General features: G+C 41.1%; 11 protein-coding genes. 2 read left to right on the top strand and 9 right to left on the bottom strand.

The window, feature by feature from the left end; genetic code table 11:
• Nucleotides 1-9 precede the first annotated feature (9 nt).
• The 3 genes from Cabys_RS13530 to Cabys_RS13520 are packed head-to-tail and all read right to left on the bottom strand — an operon-like array spanning nt 10 to nt 3420.
• Complete coding sequence (locus Cabys_RS13530) at nt 10-438, bottom strand: hypothetical protein (RefSeq protein ID WP_006926651.1); 429 nt, start codon at nt 436-438, stop codon at nt 10-12.
• 22 nt (nt 439-460) lie between these two features.
• The gene (locus tag Cabys_RS13525; RefSeq protein ID WP_006926650.1) at nt 461-1573 is read right to left on the bottom strand and encodes a hypothetical protein; all 1113 of its coding nucleotides are present in this window, start codon (nt 1571-1573) and stop codon (nt 461-463) included.
• A 53-nt stretch (nt 1574-1626) separates the two neighbouring features.
• The gene (locus Cabys_RS13520; RefSeq protein WP_006926649.1) at nt 1627-3420 is read right to left on the bottom strand and encodes a LamG domain-containing protein; all 1794 of its coding nucleotides are present in this window, start codon (nt 3418-3420) and stop codon (nt 1627-1629) included.
• A gap of 231 nt (nt 3421-3651) precedes the next feature.
• On the opposite strand from Cabys_RS13520, the gene Cabys_RS13515 reads away from it, so the two are divergent.
• Entirely contained in the window at nt 3652-6180 is a 2529-nt protein-coding gene (locus Cabys_RS13515) for an ATP-binding protein (RefSeq protein ID WP_044280936.1), read from the top strand.
• A 16-nt stretch (nt 6181-6196) separates the two neighbouring features.
• Nucleotides 6197-7621, top strand: a complete 1425-nt coding sequence (locus Cabys_RS13510; RefSeq protein WP_006926642.1) for a sigma-54-dependent transcriptional regulator — start codon at nt 6197-6199, stop codon at nt 7619-7621.
• Between the two features lie 234 nt (nt 7622-7855).
• Here the strand turns inward: Cabys_RS13510 and Cabys_RS13505 are convergent, their stop codons facing one another.
• The 6 genes from Cabys_RS13505 to Cabys_RS13480 all read right to left on the bottom strand — a co-directional run bounded on the left by Cabys_RS13505 (nt 7856) and on the right by Cabys_RS13480 (nt 15783).
• A complete protein-coding gene (locus tag Cabys_RS13505) occupies nt 7856-8767 on the bottom strand; it encodes a hypothetical protein (RefSeq protein WP_150109217.1) in 912 nt (303 codons plus the stop codon).
• Nucleotides 8768-8806: 39 nt separating this feature from the next.
• On the bottom strand, nt 8807-9838 hold the full coding sequence (locus tag Cabys_RS13500) for a DUF3857 domain-containing protein (protein WP_044280934.1): 1032 nt from the start codon (nt 9836-9838) through the stop codon (nt 8807-8809).
• 441 nt (nt 9839-10279) lie between these two features.
• The gene (locus tag Cabys_RS13495) at nt 10280-10966 is read right to left on the bottom strand and encodes a potassium channel family protein (protein ID WP_006926641.1); all 687 of its coding nucleotides are present in this window, start codon (nt 10964-10966) and stop codon (nt 10280-10282) included.
• 19 nt (nt 10967-10985) lie between these two features.
• Entirely contained in the window at nt 10986-12800 is a 1815-nt protein-coding gene (locus Cabys_RS13490) for a TrkH family potassium uptake protein (RefSeq protein WP_006926640.1), read from the bottom strand.
• Between the two features lie 80 nt (nt 12801-12880).
• Nucleotides 12881-14560: a BamA/OMP85 family outer membrane protein gene (locus Cabys_RS13485; RefSeq protein WP_169833718.1), complete on the bottom strand. Its 1680-nt coding sequence runs from the start codon at nt 14558-14560 to the stop codon at nt 12881-12883.
• Nucleotides 14561-14892: 332 nt separating this feature from the next.
• Nucleotides 14893-15783 (bottom strand): tetratricopeptide repeat protein, encoded by an 891-nt coding sequence (locus Cabys_RS13480; protein WP_006926637.1) that lies wholly within the window; start codon nt 15781-15783, stop codon nt 14893-14895.
• Nucleotides 15784-16374 lie beyond the last annotated feature (591 nt).

Here is a 16374-nt window from a genome sequence, read left to right as displayed (position 1 = left end):
TAATTGAACTTAAACCCGCGTAAATTTCTCGCCGTCTAAATATAGATTATTTCCTTCAATGTAATATTCTGAATGGTTAACAGGCCCGGAGTCCGAATAAAAGGTGATGGTGTTTCCATTCACTTCATAACTACCCCGGTCAAATATCTGGCGACTTTCATAGACTTCCACTTCAAATTCATATTTACCGTCAGAATAAAAAGTCAGATAAATATATCCTCCCATATCGGCTTGATAGGATCTCCATGTACCAATTAATTCATTTCCATCAGCGGGCAAATCAAACTCACCATCGTTGCCAGAAAAATCGATTTTATTCCCGTAACCTTCATTGCTGCCCCCTAACACGCCAACAGGATTATTCAAACCGCTCTGCCCACAGGCAAAAATCAACAATGAAACCGCTGCCAATATGATCAAATAGTTTCTATTAAGCATGATTCACCTCCCGCATTTTATTCTAAAATAAATAGGTTAATGAAATTTTATTTGCCAGTGGAACATTGGAACCGTTCAGGATATTGGGCCCTTCAAATAATAAGCTTTCATTGAAAGTAGCATCCAAACGAAAATTTCCCAGTAGAATGCCAAGGCCAAACGTCATTTTAAACCCGCTATAATATGCTGTTTTCTCAAAACTTTGCGAATTAAGTTCCTCCGATTGGCTTTCTCGTTTAAAGACTTGTATTGCGCCGACTCGTACTTTTAGCCAACGTTTTAGGCTGGATTCAATGCCAGCATAAATACCCGGGAAAACAATGGAAGTTTTAGTCGAATCGATTGACTCAGAAGAAAAAAAGAGACGATCATAACCCAATATTTCGGTTCCTATTATGACAAAATTGTTTTCGTTGACCTGGTATTTGGCCCCCAGCCCAAAGCCTAATCTAAACGTGTTCATGTCTAAACTCTGGTCTTTTTCATTAGATATGATGGAGGTCGGCTCTAAAAAGATGTGGAGAGCGGGTATAAACGTCAGTTTTTGATTTATTTCTTGAAAATATCTTCCAAACAGTCCGATTCCGAATCCACTCCAGGTGGTATTATCACGATCATATTCTTGGCGCATTCGAGGGAACTCTGCTCGTAAACCGATATCAAACCGTTCACTGGAAATACCTGCGCCAAAGCTGAGATAAAGGCTGTATTCTTTACCACCATCATCGCCGCCATCAAATTTATCGTATAAATAAGATAAGTGAAATCCAACATTGAGCGTATTTAACCTTCTACCATAAAAAAGCATCATTTTTCTTGCCATTTGTACATGTTCCCAGCTGGCAAAATCAGGTGGATTGATGTAAGTGGGTACATTCAAGTAGATTCCAAAAGTACCGTTAGTAAGTGGTAGATGAATGCCAAAAGAATAGCTATCGTCAACGCCTTTAGCTCGTAGTTCGCCAATGACCAGTCCAGGATATTGATTAATCGTTGCCGGGAAATAGAAAATATTGGTTTCATCCCTGATAAAAAATCCCGTGCCTCCCAGTGATCCAACACGTGTTTCTGTTGCCAGAGCATGAGTTAAACCAAGTCCTATGATTACTACCATCAATAAATTCTTGAAACGCATTAATACTTCCTCCTATTTAATTGAATAGTAAGTTGTTTTTAAAGTATTAAAGCTTACCAGCCGTTCTCATGATACAAATTGTTTATTTCATTATCCGATAACACATAATTATAAATTCGAATGTCATCAATTGCGCCTTTCATTGGGCTTCTATTACCATCCACTTTCCCGATGAGTATGGGACGTGTAGCATCAGGTACGGTACGATCACGTGTAGCTTGAGCATCCAACTTACCGTTAAGATAAATCCGCCAGTAATTTCCATCCCAGGTTACCACAACATGATACCAGGTATTCTTATCTAACATACTATTTGAATAAAGTCGTAACGTTTCGCCATAGTGTACATCTATATTTAAGCGGAGTTGATTATTATCATGGACAATTAGTTGGAAATAATTTGTATTGTACGTTTCTGTTTTATCAATAATTCCATTTTGTCGGTTTATTTCAGTCATTTTAATCCATGCCGAAAACGTACCTTTTGACAGGTTGTTCATCACGTAATTGGGGATTTCAATATAATCATTATAACCATCAAAACGATAGGCGCTATTGACATTACCAAACCGATCACTCGTTAATGATGCGCCATACACGGTTCCGTCATTGCCGAAACCGCTTTCATCCTTGGCATTGCCGTTAAATGGATAATAGGCAATTAATCTGGGTTGCGTATTGTCTTCCGGCGGCCCTGTGGTTGCGGAAGCAACGGTTTCTTTTAAATCAATTACCTTAGGATAAAAAACATCTGCCAGGGTTTGGTCAAATAGTTCCAGATGTACTCCCACGCCAACTTCCAATCCTGCGTTCAATGCCCACCATGGCGTTTGCCGGATATCTGCTTCTAATTCCAGATAAGGATCAACCAACATGTAGGGGCCTAATAGGCCATAAAGCATTAAATCTACCTGCGGCCCTGCATATCCTTTTAAAAGGCCGCTGGCCGATAAGGACGGTGGCTCAAAATCAAAACGATTATCTGCTTTAGATATTTGTTGCCAGACACCATTTTTAAATTCTAATCCGGAAGTAAAACTCTCCTGTCTTATTAAAGTTGAAGTTACCTGCACATCAAATTTAGCTTCTGCACCAACCACAAAACGGACAACAGGTTGAATGACCACAGGAACCGGCCCAACGGTGACTGTAATCGGCGATAAGTAATACTTTACCAGATCCACTCTATTTTCATAATCCAGAAGGCTAACATTTTGATAAAGGTCCAACTGTCCGGTTTGTGTTATGGTCGATTTAAATAATAAGTAAGTAAGCTGGAAATTATCAATGTTAAGCTTAAAATCTAAGTCGATACCAAAGGAATAGTGGCCGGACGCTTTTAATTGATCATGAGTAGTATATTCATCTCCATCTAAATCATAAAGAGTAACATCATTAATCTCTACCTGAAATAGATCATCATAAGGCTGTTCTACCTGAAGTCCCTTACGAAGCGTTTCAATTTTTTGCACTTGTTGCGGACTGAGGTGGAGGGTTGTGTCTACTTTACATTTTTCAAATATTTCTGTTAAGGAAGCCGGACGGGTGATTAAAACAATCTGCCCGTTTTCTAAATTGATTTCTGTTATTTTCACAGCAAAACCAGCCTGCCATTGACCGATGATAAAATGTTCCTTTTTAAAACGTTTTAATAATGAGGAGGAATAATTAAATTTTATTGTATCTCTCTCAGACGAAACATATTCAATGAGGTTTTGTTCACTCTCCTCGAGAATGGTAACATCGTTATTTAGCACGATCACATCAGAATCTGCAGGCTCGCCTGGATTTTTAGAACAAGATGCAAGTAGTAAATAGGCAGACAAAATTAGGGCAATCCGCCGCATATTTTTTACACCTTTTATTAGTTTTATAAATTTAAAATCTGTGATTTATCTCAACCAACATCCCTGTTTTATATAATATTTTCAAAAAGCATGCCACATTAAAAGGGACGCAAATTCAAGGCGTTTTGAAAAAAAATGGCAATTTTTGCCATTTTTTTTAAATTTCTACTGTGGTAGAAAAACAACATTGTTAAACTCCCTTGAGTCATTGAAAATAAAATTGGGGCGCGTATGATGGTTAGTTTTTTGCGTAATCATTCTGTGCACTTTATTTTCAGGATGATTGCCATTCCCACCGTGCTTATCACTGGCTTCATCGTATATTTTATAGCCAGCAAAACCTTGCATTATAAATTGGAAGCAACCTATTATCCGGCAAATCGAATGCTTGAATTGTACCACGACTTTGATAAAGATGGCTACAGCGAAGTTATTCAGGCCTTGTATAATCCACAAATTAATCACAGCCATATCATTGTCATTAAACATACGGGCGCCATTATCAATGAATGGGTTATTACGGGTTTTTGTTCTTTTGAAAGAGATTTAAGAAAACAGTGGATTGATTTTGGCGATGTGAATCGTGATAACTTTGATGAACTCATTCTGTTTATTCAACAGAATGATTCGTTGTTTTTAACGGTCATCGACGTAAAAAATTCTGAAAACAATCATGGTAAATTTATTATTCAGCGATCATTCCTTTTAAAGCGTAGTCTTCAAAGTATTGGATTACCCTGGGACATTTATTATAATCATCACGCCGTGGTCGATCTAAATAATGACGGTCAGGTAGAATTGGTTTTTACCCTGGTGTCCGGATATAGTCTTTCCCCCAGAGGCATCTATGTCTATGATTTTAAGCAAAAGAGGATCGTTCATCAATATGAAACTAATGCCGCATTAATGGGGATGGATTTTTTTGATTTGGATGGCGATGGGAAAAAAGAGATCATTGCCTCTACCTATGCCGGCGCTAATTTCCCGTCTGAAGCGCCCCAGTCGGACTTTTATAGTTGGATTTTTGCTTTTGATGATAGACTACAACCATTGTTTCAACCTATTAAGTTATACGGATTTACCTCATCGTTCAGGGGTATGGGGGTTAGAGACGGCGATGAACGATACATTTTAGGCTTTGCCAGCGATACCGGTAAAAGCAACGAACCCGCCAGATTGTTAAAAATAAATATAAAGGGTAAAATTTTAAAATCGCTTGAGATTCCCATAGCCAATAAATGGACTCCGTATCTTTTTCGTTTTCAGGATGATTCCGTCCTATTTATTATTGTAGATCAACATAATAAAGTGCTCTGTTTCAATAAACATTTTAAATTACTTTGTGAGAAACAATTTAAGGATCGTATTTCTTTTTACACGGTGGTCGATCTGGATCACGACGGACAAAAAGAGCTGCTGGCTACCATACCGTTTCGGCTGTTAGTATTCGATAAAAATTTAAACTTATTGGCTCAAAGTGTGACCAACGTAGGTAAAACTTTGCCCCTGGTTTCCATCGAAGCAGATGGAAAGGAAAACAACAAAAAAATACATCTATCGACGGATGGGAGCCGGGCATTTTATACTTTCATGGCTTATCCCCTGTACAAAAATAGAAAGTTTTTGTTGGCCCTGGGCTTATGGATAGGCTTGGTATTATTTTTGCATTTTCTAAATTCTAACGGGATTCAATTCGTTGTACGATGGAATGCGCATTCGATCATTCAAAAAATCAACCAATTGGGAATATTAATAACGGACGACAGGGGAAGAGTGTTGTTACACAATATGGCGTTTTTTAAGAAACTCAATTTAAAAGAAGTATTTGAAAAAGGAAAACCCATTAAATCACAACTGGAAAATCACGCGCAGCTCCTTGCTTTATTAGAGGAAGCTATGAAAGAGAAAAATGAAGTTAAACGATCAATATCCATAAATGGCAATGCGAGCGCCATTGCGATATCGCCAATCCGCGGATGGCCTGGGTGTGTCGTTGGCTATTATATGGAAGTGTTGGAAAAAGAAACGGATGGTGTAGATGAACGCACCAAAATCTGGACCAATACCATCAAAAAATTAGCCCATGATATTAAAACCCCCTTATCAAATATTGAAGTTGGCGTTCGAACGGTTAAAGATTCTCTCGAGAAGCATACCATGCCTCCTAAGAATATTTTAATTGAAGACCTTGATATCCTGAGTCATGAAGTCAAACGTATTACCAACATTGTGCGTAATTTCTTGAAATTTGTTAATCTGGAAAAACCCAGATTTCAGTTATCCGATATTCATCAATGTATTAATAAAAGTATTGCCCATTTTGAAGCTTATTGGAAAAATAACTTTACGATCGAAGTAGAGTTTGAAGAGGAAATGCCCCCTTTTTATTTTGATCCCCAACAGCTGGAATTGGTATTCAACAATTTGATTAAAAATGCTTTAGATGCTCTTGGCGAAAATGGAAAAATTATAATTCGCAGCTCATTAATTGAAGATGAAGTCTCTCAAAAGCCCCAGCGTTATTGCGAGATTGAAGTAATAGATAACGGTATGGGAATCACGAAGGAAAAACTAATGTATATTTTTGATCCCGATTTTACGGATAAAAAAGAAGGAAGTGGTATGGGGCTGACCATCGTAAAAAAGATAATAGAGGATCATGGAGGTGAAATAAAGGTCTTTAGTGCACAGAATTTAGGTACAACGTTTCGTATTTTGTTGCCATTAAAAAGAGAAGTGAGCGAAAAAGATTTAAATTAAGCCTGGAAAGGGAATAATGCAATCCAGCAAAGTATTGATTGTGGACAATGATCCGATTTTTTTGCGCACTACCAAACGATTTTTAGAAACTCATGGATATAACGTGCAAACCATCGGCAATCCCACTCAGGTATTTCAACTTATTTCCGATCAGGTTTTTCACTGTGTGCTATTAGATGTTAAAATGCCGGCCATGAGTGGTATTGATGTGTTAAAAGCCATCCGCAAAGAAAATAGCTCGATTCCTGTTATTATGATTTCAGGAGAGAGCACGATCAATATTGCCGTGGAGGCGCTTAAAATTGGGGCTTATGATTTTATTGAAAAGCCAGTCGAGAGCAGCCGTCTATTAAATACCATCCAAAATGCCATAGATAAGTTTCGGTTGTTAGAAGAAAATCAATTTTTTTATCGCGAGCTGCAAAAGAATTTTCAGATTATTGGCGTGAGTTCCGCCATTCGCTGGGTTCTAAAAATGATCCGGAGAGCAGCCGAGGTTGAAAGCAAGGTGTTGATTACCGGTGAAAGCGGTACGGGTAAGGGGCTGGTGGCCAGGGCCATTCATTACCAGAGCGCGCGAAAGTCCAAACCGTTTATCATCACCAATTGCGCCGCCATTCCTTCAGAATTATTGGAAAGCGAATTGTTCGGTCACAAAAAAGGCACCTTTACTGGCGCTATTAAAGATCAAAAAGGGAAGTTTCTGGCTGCCGATGGAGGCACGATCTTTTTAGATGAAATTGGCGATATGGATGTTAACATGCAGGCTAAGCTGCTCAATGTTTTGCAAGAAAAGAAAATTCAGGTTATTGGCGAGCCCTTTCCACAAACCATTGATGTACGCGTTATTGCCGCCACCAATAAGAATATTGAAAAGATGATTAAAAAGGGAGCATTTCGCGAAGACCTGTATTACCGCTTAAATGTCATTCATATCCATATCCCCCCTTTAAGAGAGCGCAAGGAGGATATTTTACCTTTAACCTACTACTTTTTGCAGAAATATAGTAAAGAACTTAATAAACCTGTTTTACGTGTGCACCATTTAGTAGAATCTGTTCTAAAAAATCGTCCATGGCCAGGAAATGTGCGAGAATTGGAAAATACGATTGAGCGATTAGTGGTCTTTGCCGAAAATGAAGAAATTAATATGGATGACTATTTACGCATTAACCATATCAACCCGGAATTCTGGAATAAAATACTGGACAGCGAACATTTTTCCTATTTGAATTTGCATCAGGCGCTGGAAACCTTTGAATATAAATATCTCTCGTACATGCTGGAACAAAACAACTGGAATGTTCAACGAACAGCCAGAATATTAGGCGTCGACCGCTCGAACATGTACAAAAAATTTAAAAAATATGGAATTAGCCTGAAAAGAAAACAAATTGAAAATAGGGCATCGAATAGAGATGATGAGGCATCCAGACGATGAACTAAAGCTTACGATTTCGTTTTTTGTTGAGAAAAAATAGTCAAGGTTTTACTTCATTCCCCGTCTGCATAGAAAAATCCAATTCCATCTGAAACATTACATTTCCGTTCTGAAATAAGAGAAAAACGGAGCGCTCTTTCAGAACGCTCAATGCTGCGGTGAAAAAATGGCCCGGGGCGCTGCCCCGAGCCATCATATTTATTAACCATCCCCCCCCTTTATCTGATGTGTGATCTAAAGTTTCTTCAATGCCAAATTTTGTTCTGAAGCGTATGCGATACTTTTTTCTAACTCTTTTAAATCCGAATAGGCCTGTTTCGGAATAAGACCTTTAGATAATTTGTAAGTACGCTGGTAAACAATATGACCTTCTTCTGCCTTTTTCACTTTACACAAGAAGGAACCAAAAGGTTTAAAACAACTGATGGTTTTAAACAGGCCCTCCACATTATATTGAGTCGGATCAAAACGGATATGAACTTCGTCCACTATGGTTACAGGAGTGCCAAGGTAAATGGCGTGTTTACGTTCTTCATCAACCAGTTTGTTTAAATCTGATTCCACCTTAAAAATAGCGGGATTAAAAACAACCAATTTATTTAATTTGCTGCCAAAATTATCTTTACTGAGTTCAAATTCGATATGCATTTCGTGTTCAAAATGAGATGGATCATCATAATGAAGATTAGAAATGGCAATATCGCCGGCATGTGAGTTAACATAGCTTTTGATAAACTTGTTAAAATCTTCGTCGCTGGCTTCTCGCAAGCGGCTACGTATTCTGATATTAGGATTTCCCTGGTAAGTAATCTTTGCATTGCCAGAAATTTTTTGATTACCGTCCAGAGTCAGGTTAACAATTCTTCTTATAACATTATCTGTACATTTGCTTGGAGGGATACGTTTAAATTTTGCCTTGCCCTTATCAAACAATACCAGAGCATGCTGACCTTCGATTGAAGGATAAATTTCACCTAATGGACAGATGTCGCCAGTAGCATCTAACCAGAATACTTTGCCGCTGTCTGCCTGTACATAAACAATCATGTGATCGAAATTCTTTAATGAAATAAAAAATGGTTTGTCCAGCGTTCGTGATTTTGTCGCCACCAGCGCAGGAAATGCTTTTATGCCCTGAGCTTTCAACAGGTTGATCTGTAGAATGGACATATCTTTGCAATCGCCTTATTTGTTTCTGACAATCTCCGAAAAAGTATGAGGAATAATTCCGCTTTCCCCAAAATCAAAAGCCAGGTAACGAAACTCCCTTTGCGCATACTGAAATATTCTGTCAATTTTTTCACGCTGAGTAGTAGCGCCTGCGCAAATCTCATCAGAGAGTTTTTTAACCGCCCCATGATCCGAATGGTTTACATAGTCTTTAATCAAATGGTAATAAAATTTACCCAGTTCATTCCAGCTATCATATTTTAGGTCAACACTAACATATTTGGCTATATCAAAATATGGCGGTGAAAATGGCTCTTTTTCCAGTGCGGGAATGTCCCGCCTTTCCCAGTAAACTATGATGCTGGCATCTTTACGTGATTTTTGATTAACAATGTTTTTGTAAACCGTGGGCTCTTCTATGGCAAAATTGAAAGAAGAGTAATTCCAGTCATAATTGTAGCGGAAAAAGATTCTCGGAATTTCAAAATTAAATCTGCTGTAAATTTTAGGCAGGCCCGATTCAATAAACCAATAATCTCCCGAAAAAAAGCCTTTGCGATTGATGGTGTAACCATAGTATAAAATGGCTCCTGGCTCAACGCCAGGAAAAACAAATCGTAAAGATTTTTCGTGAGAAACCTTTTGCAAACTTTCATTCACGTGGGTTGGATGTAAATCTTCTTTTGTTAAATAGATGATTTCACCATTTGGTTTCTGCGTGTAAGCCGTAAAATCCAGTAATATGGATTGATCGTCTAAGTAGATTACATGATGAGTCCACGCTTCCGCCTTATCATTAAAATAGATGATTGCCCGTTGAACTTGCTTTTCCACTCTTACATCATAATTGGAATTCAGATACAACCGGTCATAGAAATTTTCATACAGAATGACTCCGCCATCATCGGGAAAGTCATCCTGAGTTGGGAGCTCCGTGAGACTGGCCTTTTCCATGATATCTTTAACGCCCAGTTTGTTTGTCCCACCACAGGAGTGTAAAATAAAAAAAGAAAAAATTGTTAAAATAAGCATTCTTAGAGAAAACATAAAATCCTCCATCTTATTTTTATAAAAAAATGAAAAATATTCTATAAGTTCACTCTAAACAGGTATTTTTTTGCGATTCCAGTAAGAATATCCTTCAAAAAATAGATTGTTTTCATTGGAGTTATAAGATTTCTCTCTTCGTTCGAAATGACATGCCACCTTTTTTAGAGCTAACTTTTCTATAAAATAAAATTTTTGGCGAAACTAAAAGGATTAAATCTATTTCAAGATAATGAATTATTTATTTTATTTCAAAAAATATTAGACTTTTTTGGAATGTTTTCTTTAAAAGTATTATGCTCTAGAGCGGGGGAGGATGGTTAATTGGTTGAATGGTTGAATGTACATCAGCCTGTCATTCTAAACGGGGCAGCAGCGGAGTGAAGAATCCCCTTCATCGTCCGCCTGTCATTTGGATTCCGCCCCTTTTGCCTACAACCACTACTTGTTCTGCAGTCGGGAAATCTTCTGCAAGTCGCGATGGCTGCCAATCAACACCATAATGTCCCCCTCTTTAAAAACCGTGTTGGCGTCGGGATTGTTGTTGACAATGGGCGGTAACTGTCGGCCATCTTTGCTGAGCTGCGGAGTGTGGATGGCGATTAAATTCACGCCAAACTTAGAGCGCAACTGTAATTCGGCCGGCGTCTTGCCCACAAAAACCTCGGGGACTTTTATTTTAGCGGCCACTGTTCCACCGCCAATAAAGGTCACATCTAACAGACCTTGATGCATTAAGCGATATGACAGGCGCTCGGCGGCTTCCATTTCCGGTGTGATGACCAGGTCCACGCCAACGGCCTTTAATATCTTTTCCTGTGTCGGATTAGAGGCGCGAGCGATGACTGTTTTAACGCCAAAATTCTTTAAATGCACCGCAGCTAACAAATTCGACTCAAAGTCCTCGCCAATACAAACCACGCCCACATCAATCTCTTCCAGGCCAATGCTGCTTAACGCCCGCTCGTCCATGGCATCCAGACGAATGGCATAGGTGACCTGATCCTGAATCTCTTCCACCAGCTCCATCTTTTGATCCACGGCAATCACCTCCGCCCCTTTTTCAATCAGGCTGACGGCCAGCTCCCGGCCGAAAATCCCCAGACCAATAATCAAAAATTTATTCATTTTTACCTCTCTTATTTTCTTATCCAACCATTACATTTTTTTCTTCCGGATATTCCACGCGTAAGTGTTCGCGTGGCGTGGTAATGGCAAAGGCCAGCGTTAAAACGCCCACGCGCCCTACAAACATGGATACGATTATAATCAGTTTTCCCCAGCTGCTCAGACCAGCCGTGATGCCCCTGGAAAGTCCCACCGTGCCAAAGGCCGAAATTTCTTCAAACAATAGATTTAAAAAATCCGCCTGTTCGGTCAGGCTCAACAAAAAAGAAGAGAGCATGATGAACGAAATGGCAAAGGCAAAGACGACCAGCGCACGATTCAAAATGGTAAACGAGATGCTACGCCTGAACAATTCGATGCGCGTCTTTCCGCGAATGATAGAAATAAAACTGGCAATCAAAATGCCCAGCGTGGTGGTTTTAATGCCGCCGCCGGTTGAGCCCGGCGAGGCGCCGATGAACATCAAAAGCATTAAAAGCAGCGCCGAAGAAGTGGTTAAATGGCCAATATCCACCGTGTTAAAGCCGGCTGTTCGCGCCGTCACCGAACAGAAAAAGGCGTTGAGCGCTTTAAAAGTCCAGCTCCCTTCAAACGGTTCAATGAGTAAAAACAAAACGGTCCCTGCAATCAGCAGTACGCCCGTAATGATTAAAACCAGGCGCGTATGGACGGAATAACGATGCACCCTTTTTTTAGGTGAATATTCGAAAATTCGCCCGCGCGTTAAGTCGATCATCACCACAAAGCCCAGGCCGCCGACGATGATCAGCAGGGCAATGGTCAGCATCACCGGATAATTTTGATTAAATGACATCAGCGAATCGCTGTTAAGTGAAAAGCCCGCGTTGCAAAAGGCCGACACGGAATGGAAGACCGAATGGTAGAGGCGCTGCCCGACACTCCACTGCGGCAGATCCCAGCTAAAAAACAGCAACACAACGCCAAGCGCTTCCATTAAAAAGGTGATTAAAATAACGCCTTTCACCAGCCGCGTGATGGCGTCCAGCCGCTCCACGTTTAACATCTCCTGCAGCATGATGCGTTCGCGGATGGCCATCCCCCGCCCTAAAAACAGGGCAAAAAAGCTGGAGATGGTCATAATGCCCAGCCCGCCAATCTGAATTAAGGTGAGAATAATCAACTGGCCCAACATGGAAAAGTGCGTTCCCGTGTCCACCACAATCAGGCCGGTAACACAGGTGGCGCTGGTGGCCGTGAACAGAGAATCCAGCCAGCTTAACTGATGACCGGGAGCCACGGCTCTGGGCAGCTTTAAAAGCAGAGTGCCCAGAACGATGACAATAAAAAAACTTAGCATCAACGTCTGCGCCGGATGAAAACGCAAATAGGCAATTCTGCGATTTAAGCGCACCGCGCCGCTGATGATGGTCAAAATAATCACCACCTGGGCGCCCACAATTGTCAAACGCGTTAAAGCTTTAACGTTAAGATCCACAAGGTAATTTTGAAACTGCGACAGGCCCAATTCGTGCAATACCAGGCTGGCTTCTGTAATGATTAAAAGCACCAGGGCGCTTTCGAACCAGTGCGTGCGGATGTACTCCAGCTTTTCTAACGTAAAAAGCAGTTTAACAAAGTACTGCAACACATAATAGAGCACAATAACAATGTTGACGCGTTCGATAATTTGTTCCATTTGCGGAGAGATGTAAAAGCCATATTCCAGCGCCAGGCTAACCAAAGCCGCTATGCTCACAAAAAACAGCGAAATATTAACCGCATGAATCACTTTATCGGAAACTTCATAAAAGCGGATTTTTAAGGTATTCCAGAAAGCTTTAAGGCCTTCGATTCGTGGTTCTTCCTGTTCCACCGCGACTTTCTCCCTTTCGCTCCATCGTCTGAAAAAGAATAATTTACGAAATCGACATCAAACTGCCAAAAAATGGTTGTTTAAAACTGGCTGGTCAGACGCACATGTATTTTCCCCTGTCGAAAGCTTTCGCCCTGCGCCAGACCGTAGTCCACGCCCATAATGCCCATTGGCGTTTTAAACCTCAATCCAATCCCCATACCTCTGATCGAAGTTTCCCGTTCCATGTTTTGAATGATGGTTTTGTAATAACCGAAGTCTGTAAATAAAAACACTCTGGCATTACGGCCGGTAATAAAACGATATTCCACATTTAACCAGCTTACCAGGTAACCGTTAAATTGCCGCTCCCGATAGCCCCGCACCGAGCCGCTGCCGCCGAACCAGAAATAGTCGCTCAATTGTAAATGCGATCCTTTAATCCTTTTTAAATGGAATTGCAGGGCGATTACCTGAAGTTTAAAGAGCTGGCGATACCATTCGACCTGCAAACTCAGACTGTTCAGGCCAACTCTTTTCTGTAAGCTGTCGCGTTCAATGAGCGCAGCAGGGCCCAGATTTTGCTTAAGGCCGTATGTGTAGCTGCTCTGATAAAAAACACCCGCCCGCGGATTGAACGGATAATCGCGCGTGTCGTATCGAATGCCGATTTCCAGTCCGTACGTTCGGTTTTTAGCCAGGCCCAGCTCGTACGAGGCCAGAGAATCCGGATTGACCGAATGACGATTAAAATTAATAAAAAGAGAAAACATCTCGTTAAAGTTAAATTGAGTGGTGGTTTGCAGGTCGTAGGCAATGTACAGCGTATCGCGAACTTCACGACTGAATCCCAGGCCGGCGTCGATGGGATAATTGAGCAGCCAGGGTTCCAGATATTTAAAGTTGAAATTTTCCGAAAGGCGGTCTGTTTTTTCCCAGAAGATTTTAAACTTACGGCCGCTGCCCAGTAAGTTTCTGAACGAAAGTTCGATCAATCCGGTTAAATAGCCGCGGGCATTGGTGTCGTTGGCCGGCGGCGGCACATAACCCACCACGCCGTCGAACGAGGTGGCGCTGCCTTCTTCCAGTTTCATGATGATCAAAACGCTGTCTTCGGCCACACGCGCCATCATCGGCGGGCTTATTTGTTCAAATAATTGAAGTCTTTGAATGCGTTCTTCGATTTTATTCAGCCAGCTCTGACTAAAGCGCATGCCCGGCTTAAAAAGGATTTGTCTTAAAACGACTTCTGGCCGGGTGTAATGCAAGCCGTTAAAAACAACATCTTTGATGAAAATCGTCCGGTCTTCTCTTATTCTAATCTGTAAATCCACCTCGCCCCTGCCGTTAGCGCTTTCTGTATTAATCTTTTCTACCTCCACCTGAGCAAAAGGGTGGCCGCGGTCGGCGGCCAGACGCAGCATGCTTTTTAAGTCTTTCTGCAGAACATCCTGATCAAACAGGCGCCCCGTTTTAAGTTCCATGACCTTCTCATATTCTGTGGCAGCAATGGAATCGCTTTTAACGACTGTTTTGCGCATGCGGAACTCAGGCCCGCCGTTCACAAAAAAGGTAATAATCTTACGCGTAGAATCCCCAGCCGCACTGTGTACGCTTACCGAATCAACGCGCGCCTGCAGGTATCCCCTGCGCATCAAATAACGGAGGAGTTCTTTTTCTTTGTGCGCCAACAGAGAAGGCGAAAAGACCGAACCGCTGTTCATCTCTAACGTTTTTAACAGCTGCTTTTCCGGGACGGGAATTTCTCCTTTGATATGCACGCTCTGCACAAAGTCCGCAAAAGCCAATTGAGGCCCGCAGAAGTAAAACCAAATAAACAAAGCGACGGCCAATAACGAGTTAAATTTCATCATGGCTGAAAGTTAGCGAAACAGAACGTGCAAAGCCAGAAAAAAAGCGTGTATAAGGAAATCTCCAGAAAAGAGTAAAACGCCCTTTTCCTTTTTTTAGAAAGGAAGAGGGCAGGAAAAGATGGGTTTTTTAAATATATACTCAACCTCCCCCTCTTTTTCATAAAGGAGGAAGTCGATCAAGTTGAACGATAACGTAAAAACGTTTTGCAAATTTTAACCTATGGGGCAGGCCCATAAGGTCACTTCATTAATTTTTTAGCCCGTTCCTTAAACTCTTTCGAAGCTTCGGGATGGTTTAAAATGAAATCGACGTCTTTTTGAGCCATTTCGGACTTACCTTTGGCTAAAAATACTTTAGCGCGGTGAAAATAGGCGTTAAAGAACAGGTCATCCTTTTCAATGGCCAGGTTAAACCAGTTCAATGCTTCGTCTGCATTGTCCTCACTTAAATAGGCTTCGCCCTTTAACTGGTAACCGCGGGGATCGTCCGGGAAGTGTTGAATGTAAAGATCGGCAATTTCAAGCACTCTATCGTATTTTTTTCGTTGCAAGAAAAATCTTGCGCTGCGCATCAATATCTCACGATCATTGCCGTTTTGACGCACGGCCAGCTCGAATTCTTTTTCTGCTTCTTCCAGGCGGTTGTTTTTAAGGTGAATTAAAGCCTGTGCCATGTGTCCGTGCGTGGCATTTTGTTTTTTAATCAACTCAAACAATTCCATGGCTTTTTTTTCGTCGCCGCCGGCCACGCCGGGTGCAAACAGGTTAATCATGAACAGGCCTTCTCTGGCCATCAGGCTCTCCGGATTAAGGGACAGCGCTTTTTCAAAGGCGGCTTTTACCTTGCGCAGCATCATGGCGCCTTTAATCATGCCCGCCTGTTGCGCCTTTAAGCCCAGGGTTTCGCCATACATTTCGTGATAGCGGGCTTCTTCGGGGTTATACTCAATCGCTTTTTCAAAATATGAAATGGCGGCGTCGTATTGATCTTTTTGAAAGGCAATTCTCCCCAGATAAAAATGGACTTCCGGATTTTCTTTTTGCTTTTCCAATATATTCTTAAAATGTTTTTCTGCCTGGTTTATCTTGCCCTTTTCAAATAGTTCAATGCCCTTTGCTAAATCAATCATAAACTCCTCCTCTAATAACTATTTAACCTGAGATGTTTTCATTTGAATTTGATTTAAAGTGTTATATTACGTTTTTTTTACGTAATCGCGATGTGACGCAAAGCATTAACGCCGAAAACAAAATCTTTGAAATGGCAAAAAGGAAGAAAATCTTCAGTGATAGCGCCTACATTCCCATGTGCGTCTTTTGTGCGCCAGAGCTGATGATTGCGGCCTGCCTTTTTACTTTCTCTTATTTCTTTAACTATGGCAGCACAGCCGCAACCAAAAACATTTTCACAGGGATTTAAGTAATCACAGAGCGCACAAAGAAGTCACAAAGGGCGCAAAGAATGTCTAAAATTAAAAATAGTTTCTTGTTTCCTGTAGTAGCACCCAACCTCTCATTCTCCCTCTCCCAGAATAAAAGTGTGGGAGAGGGGGACGTTCGCCTGTGGGTAGTTTTTTTTCAGCAGTGTTCGGGATTTGTGGCAGAGAGGTAGGCGTTCTGAATGGAAGGAAAGAGCCTGTTTCTGAAGAATAGTGTTCCAATGTACATTGCTTAAACCGTTGAAACGGTTTCGCTATAATCATATCATCCCTCAGGGATTA

Origin of the sequence: Caldithrix abyssi DSM 13497 (assembly GCF_001886815.1) — a bacterium.
Classification (GTDB): Bacteria; Calditrichota; Calditrichia; order Calditrichales; family Calditrichaceae; genus Caldithrix; species Caldithrix abyssi.
Note: the sequence above shows the minus strand (reverse complement) of the source record. Positions and strands in the feature narration are given on the sequence as shown.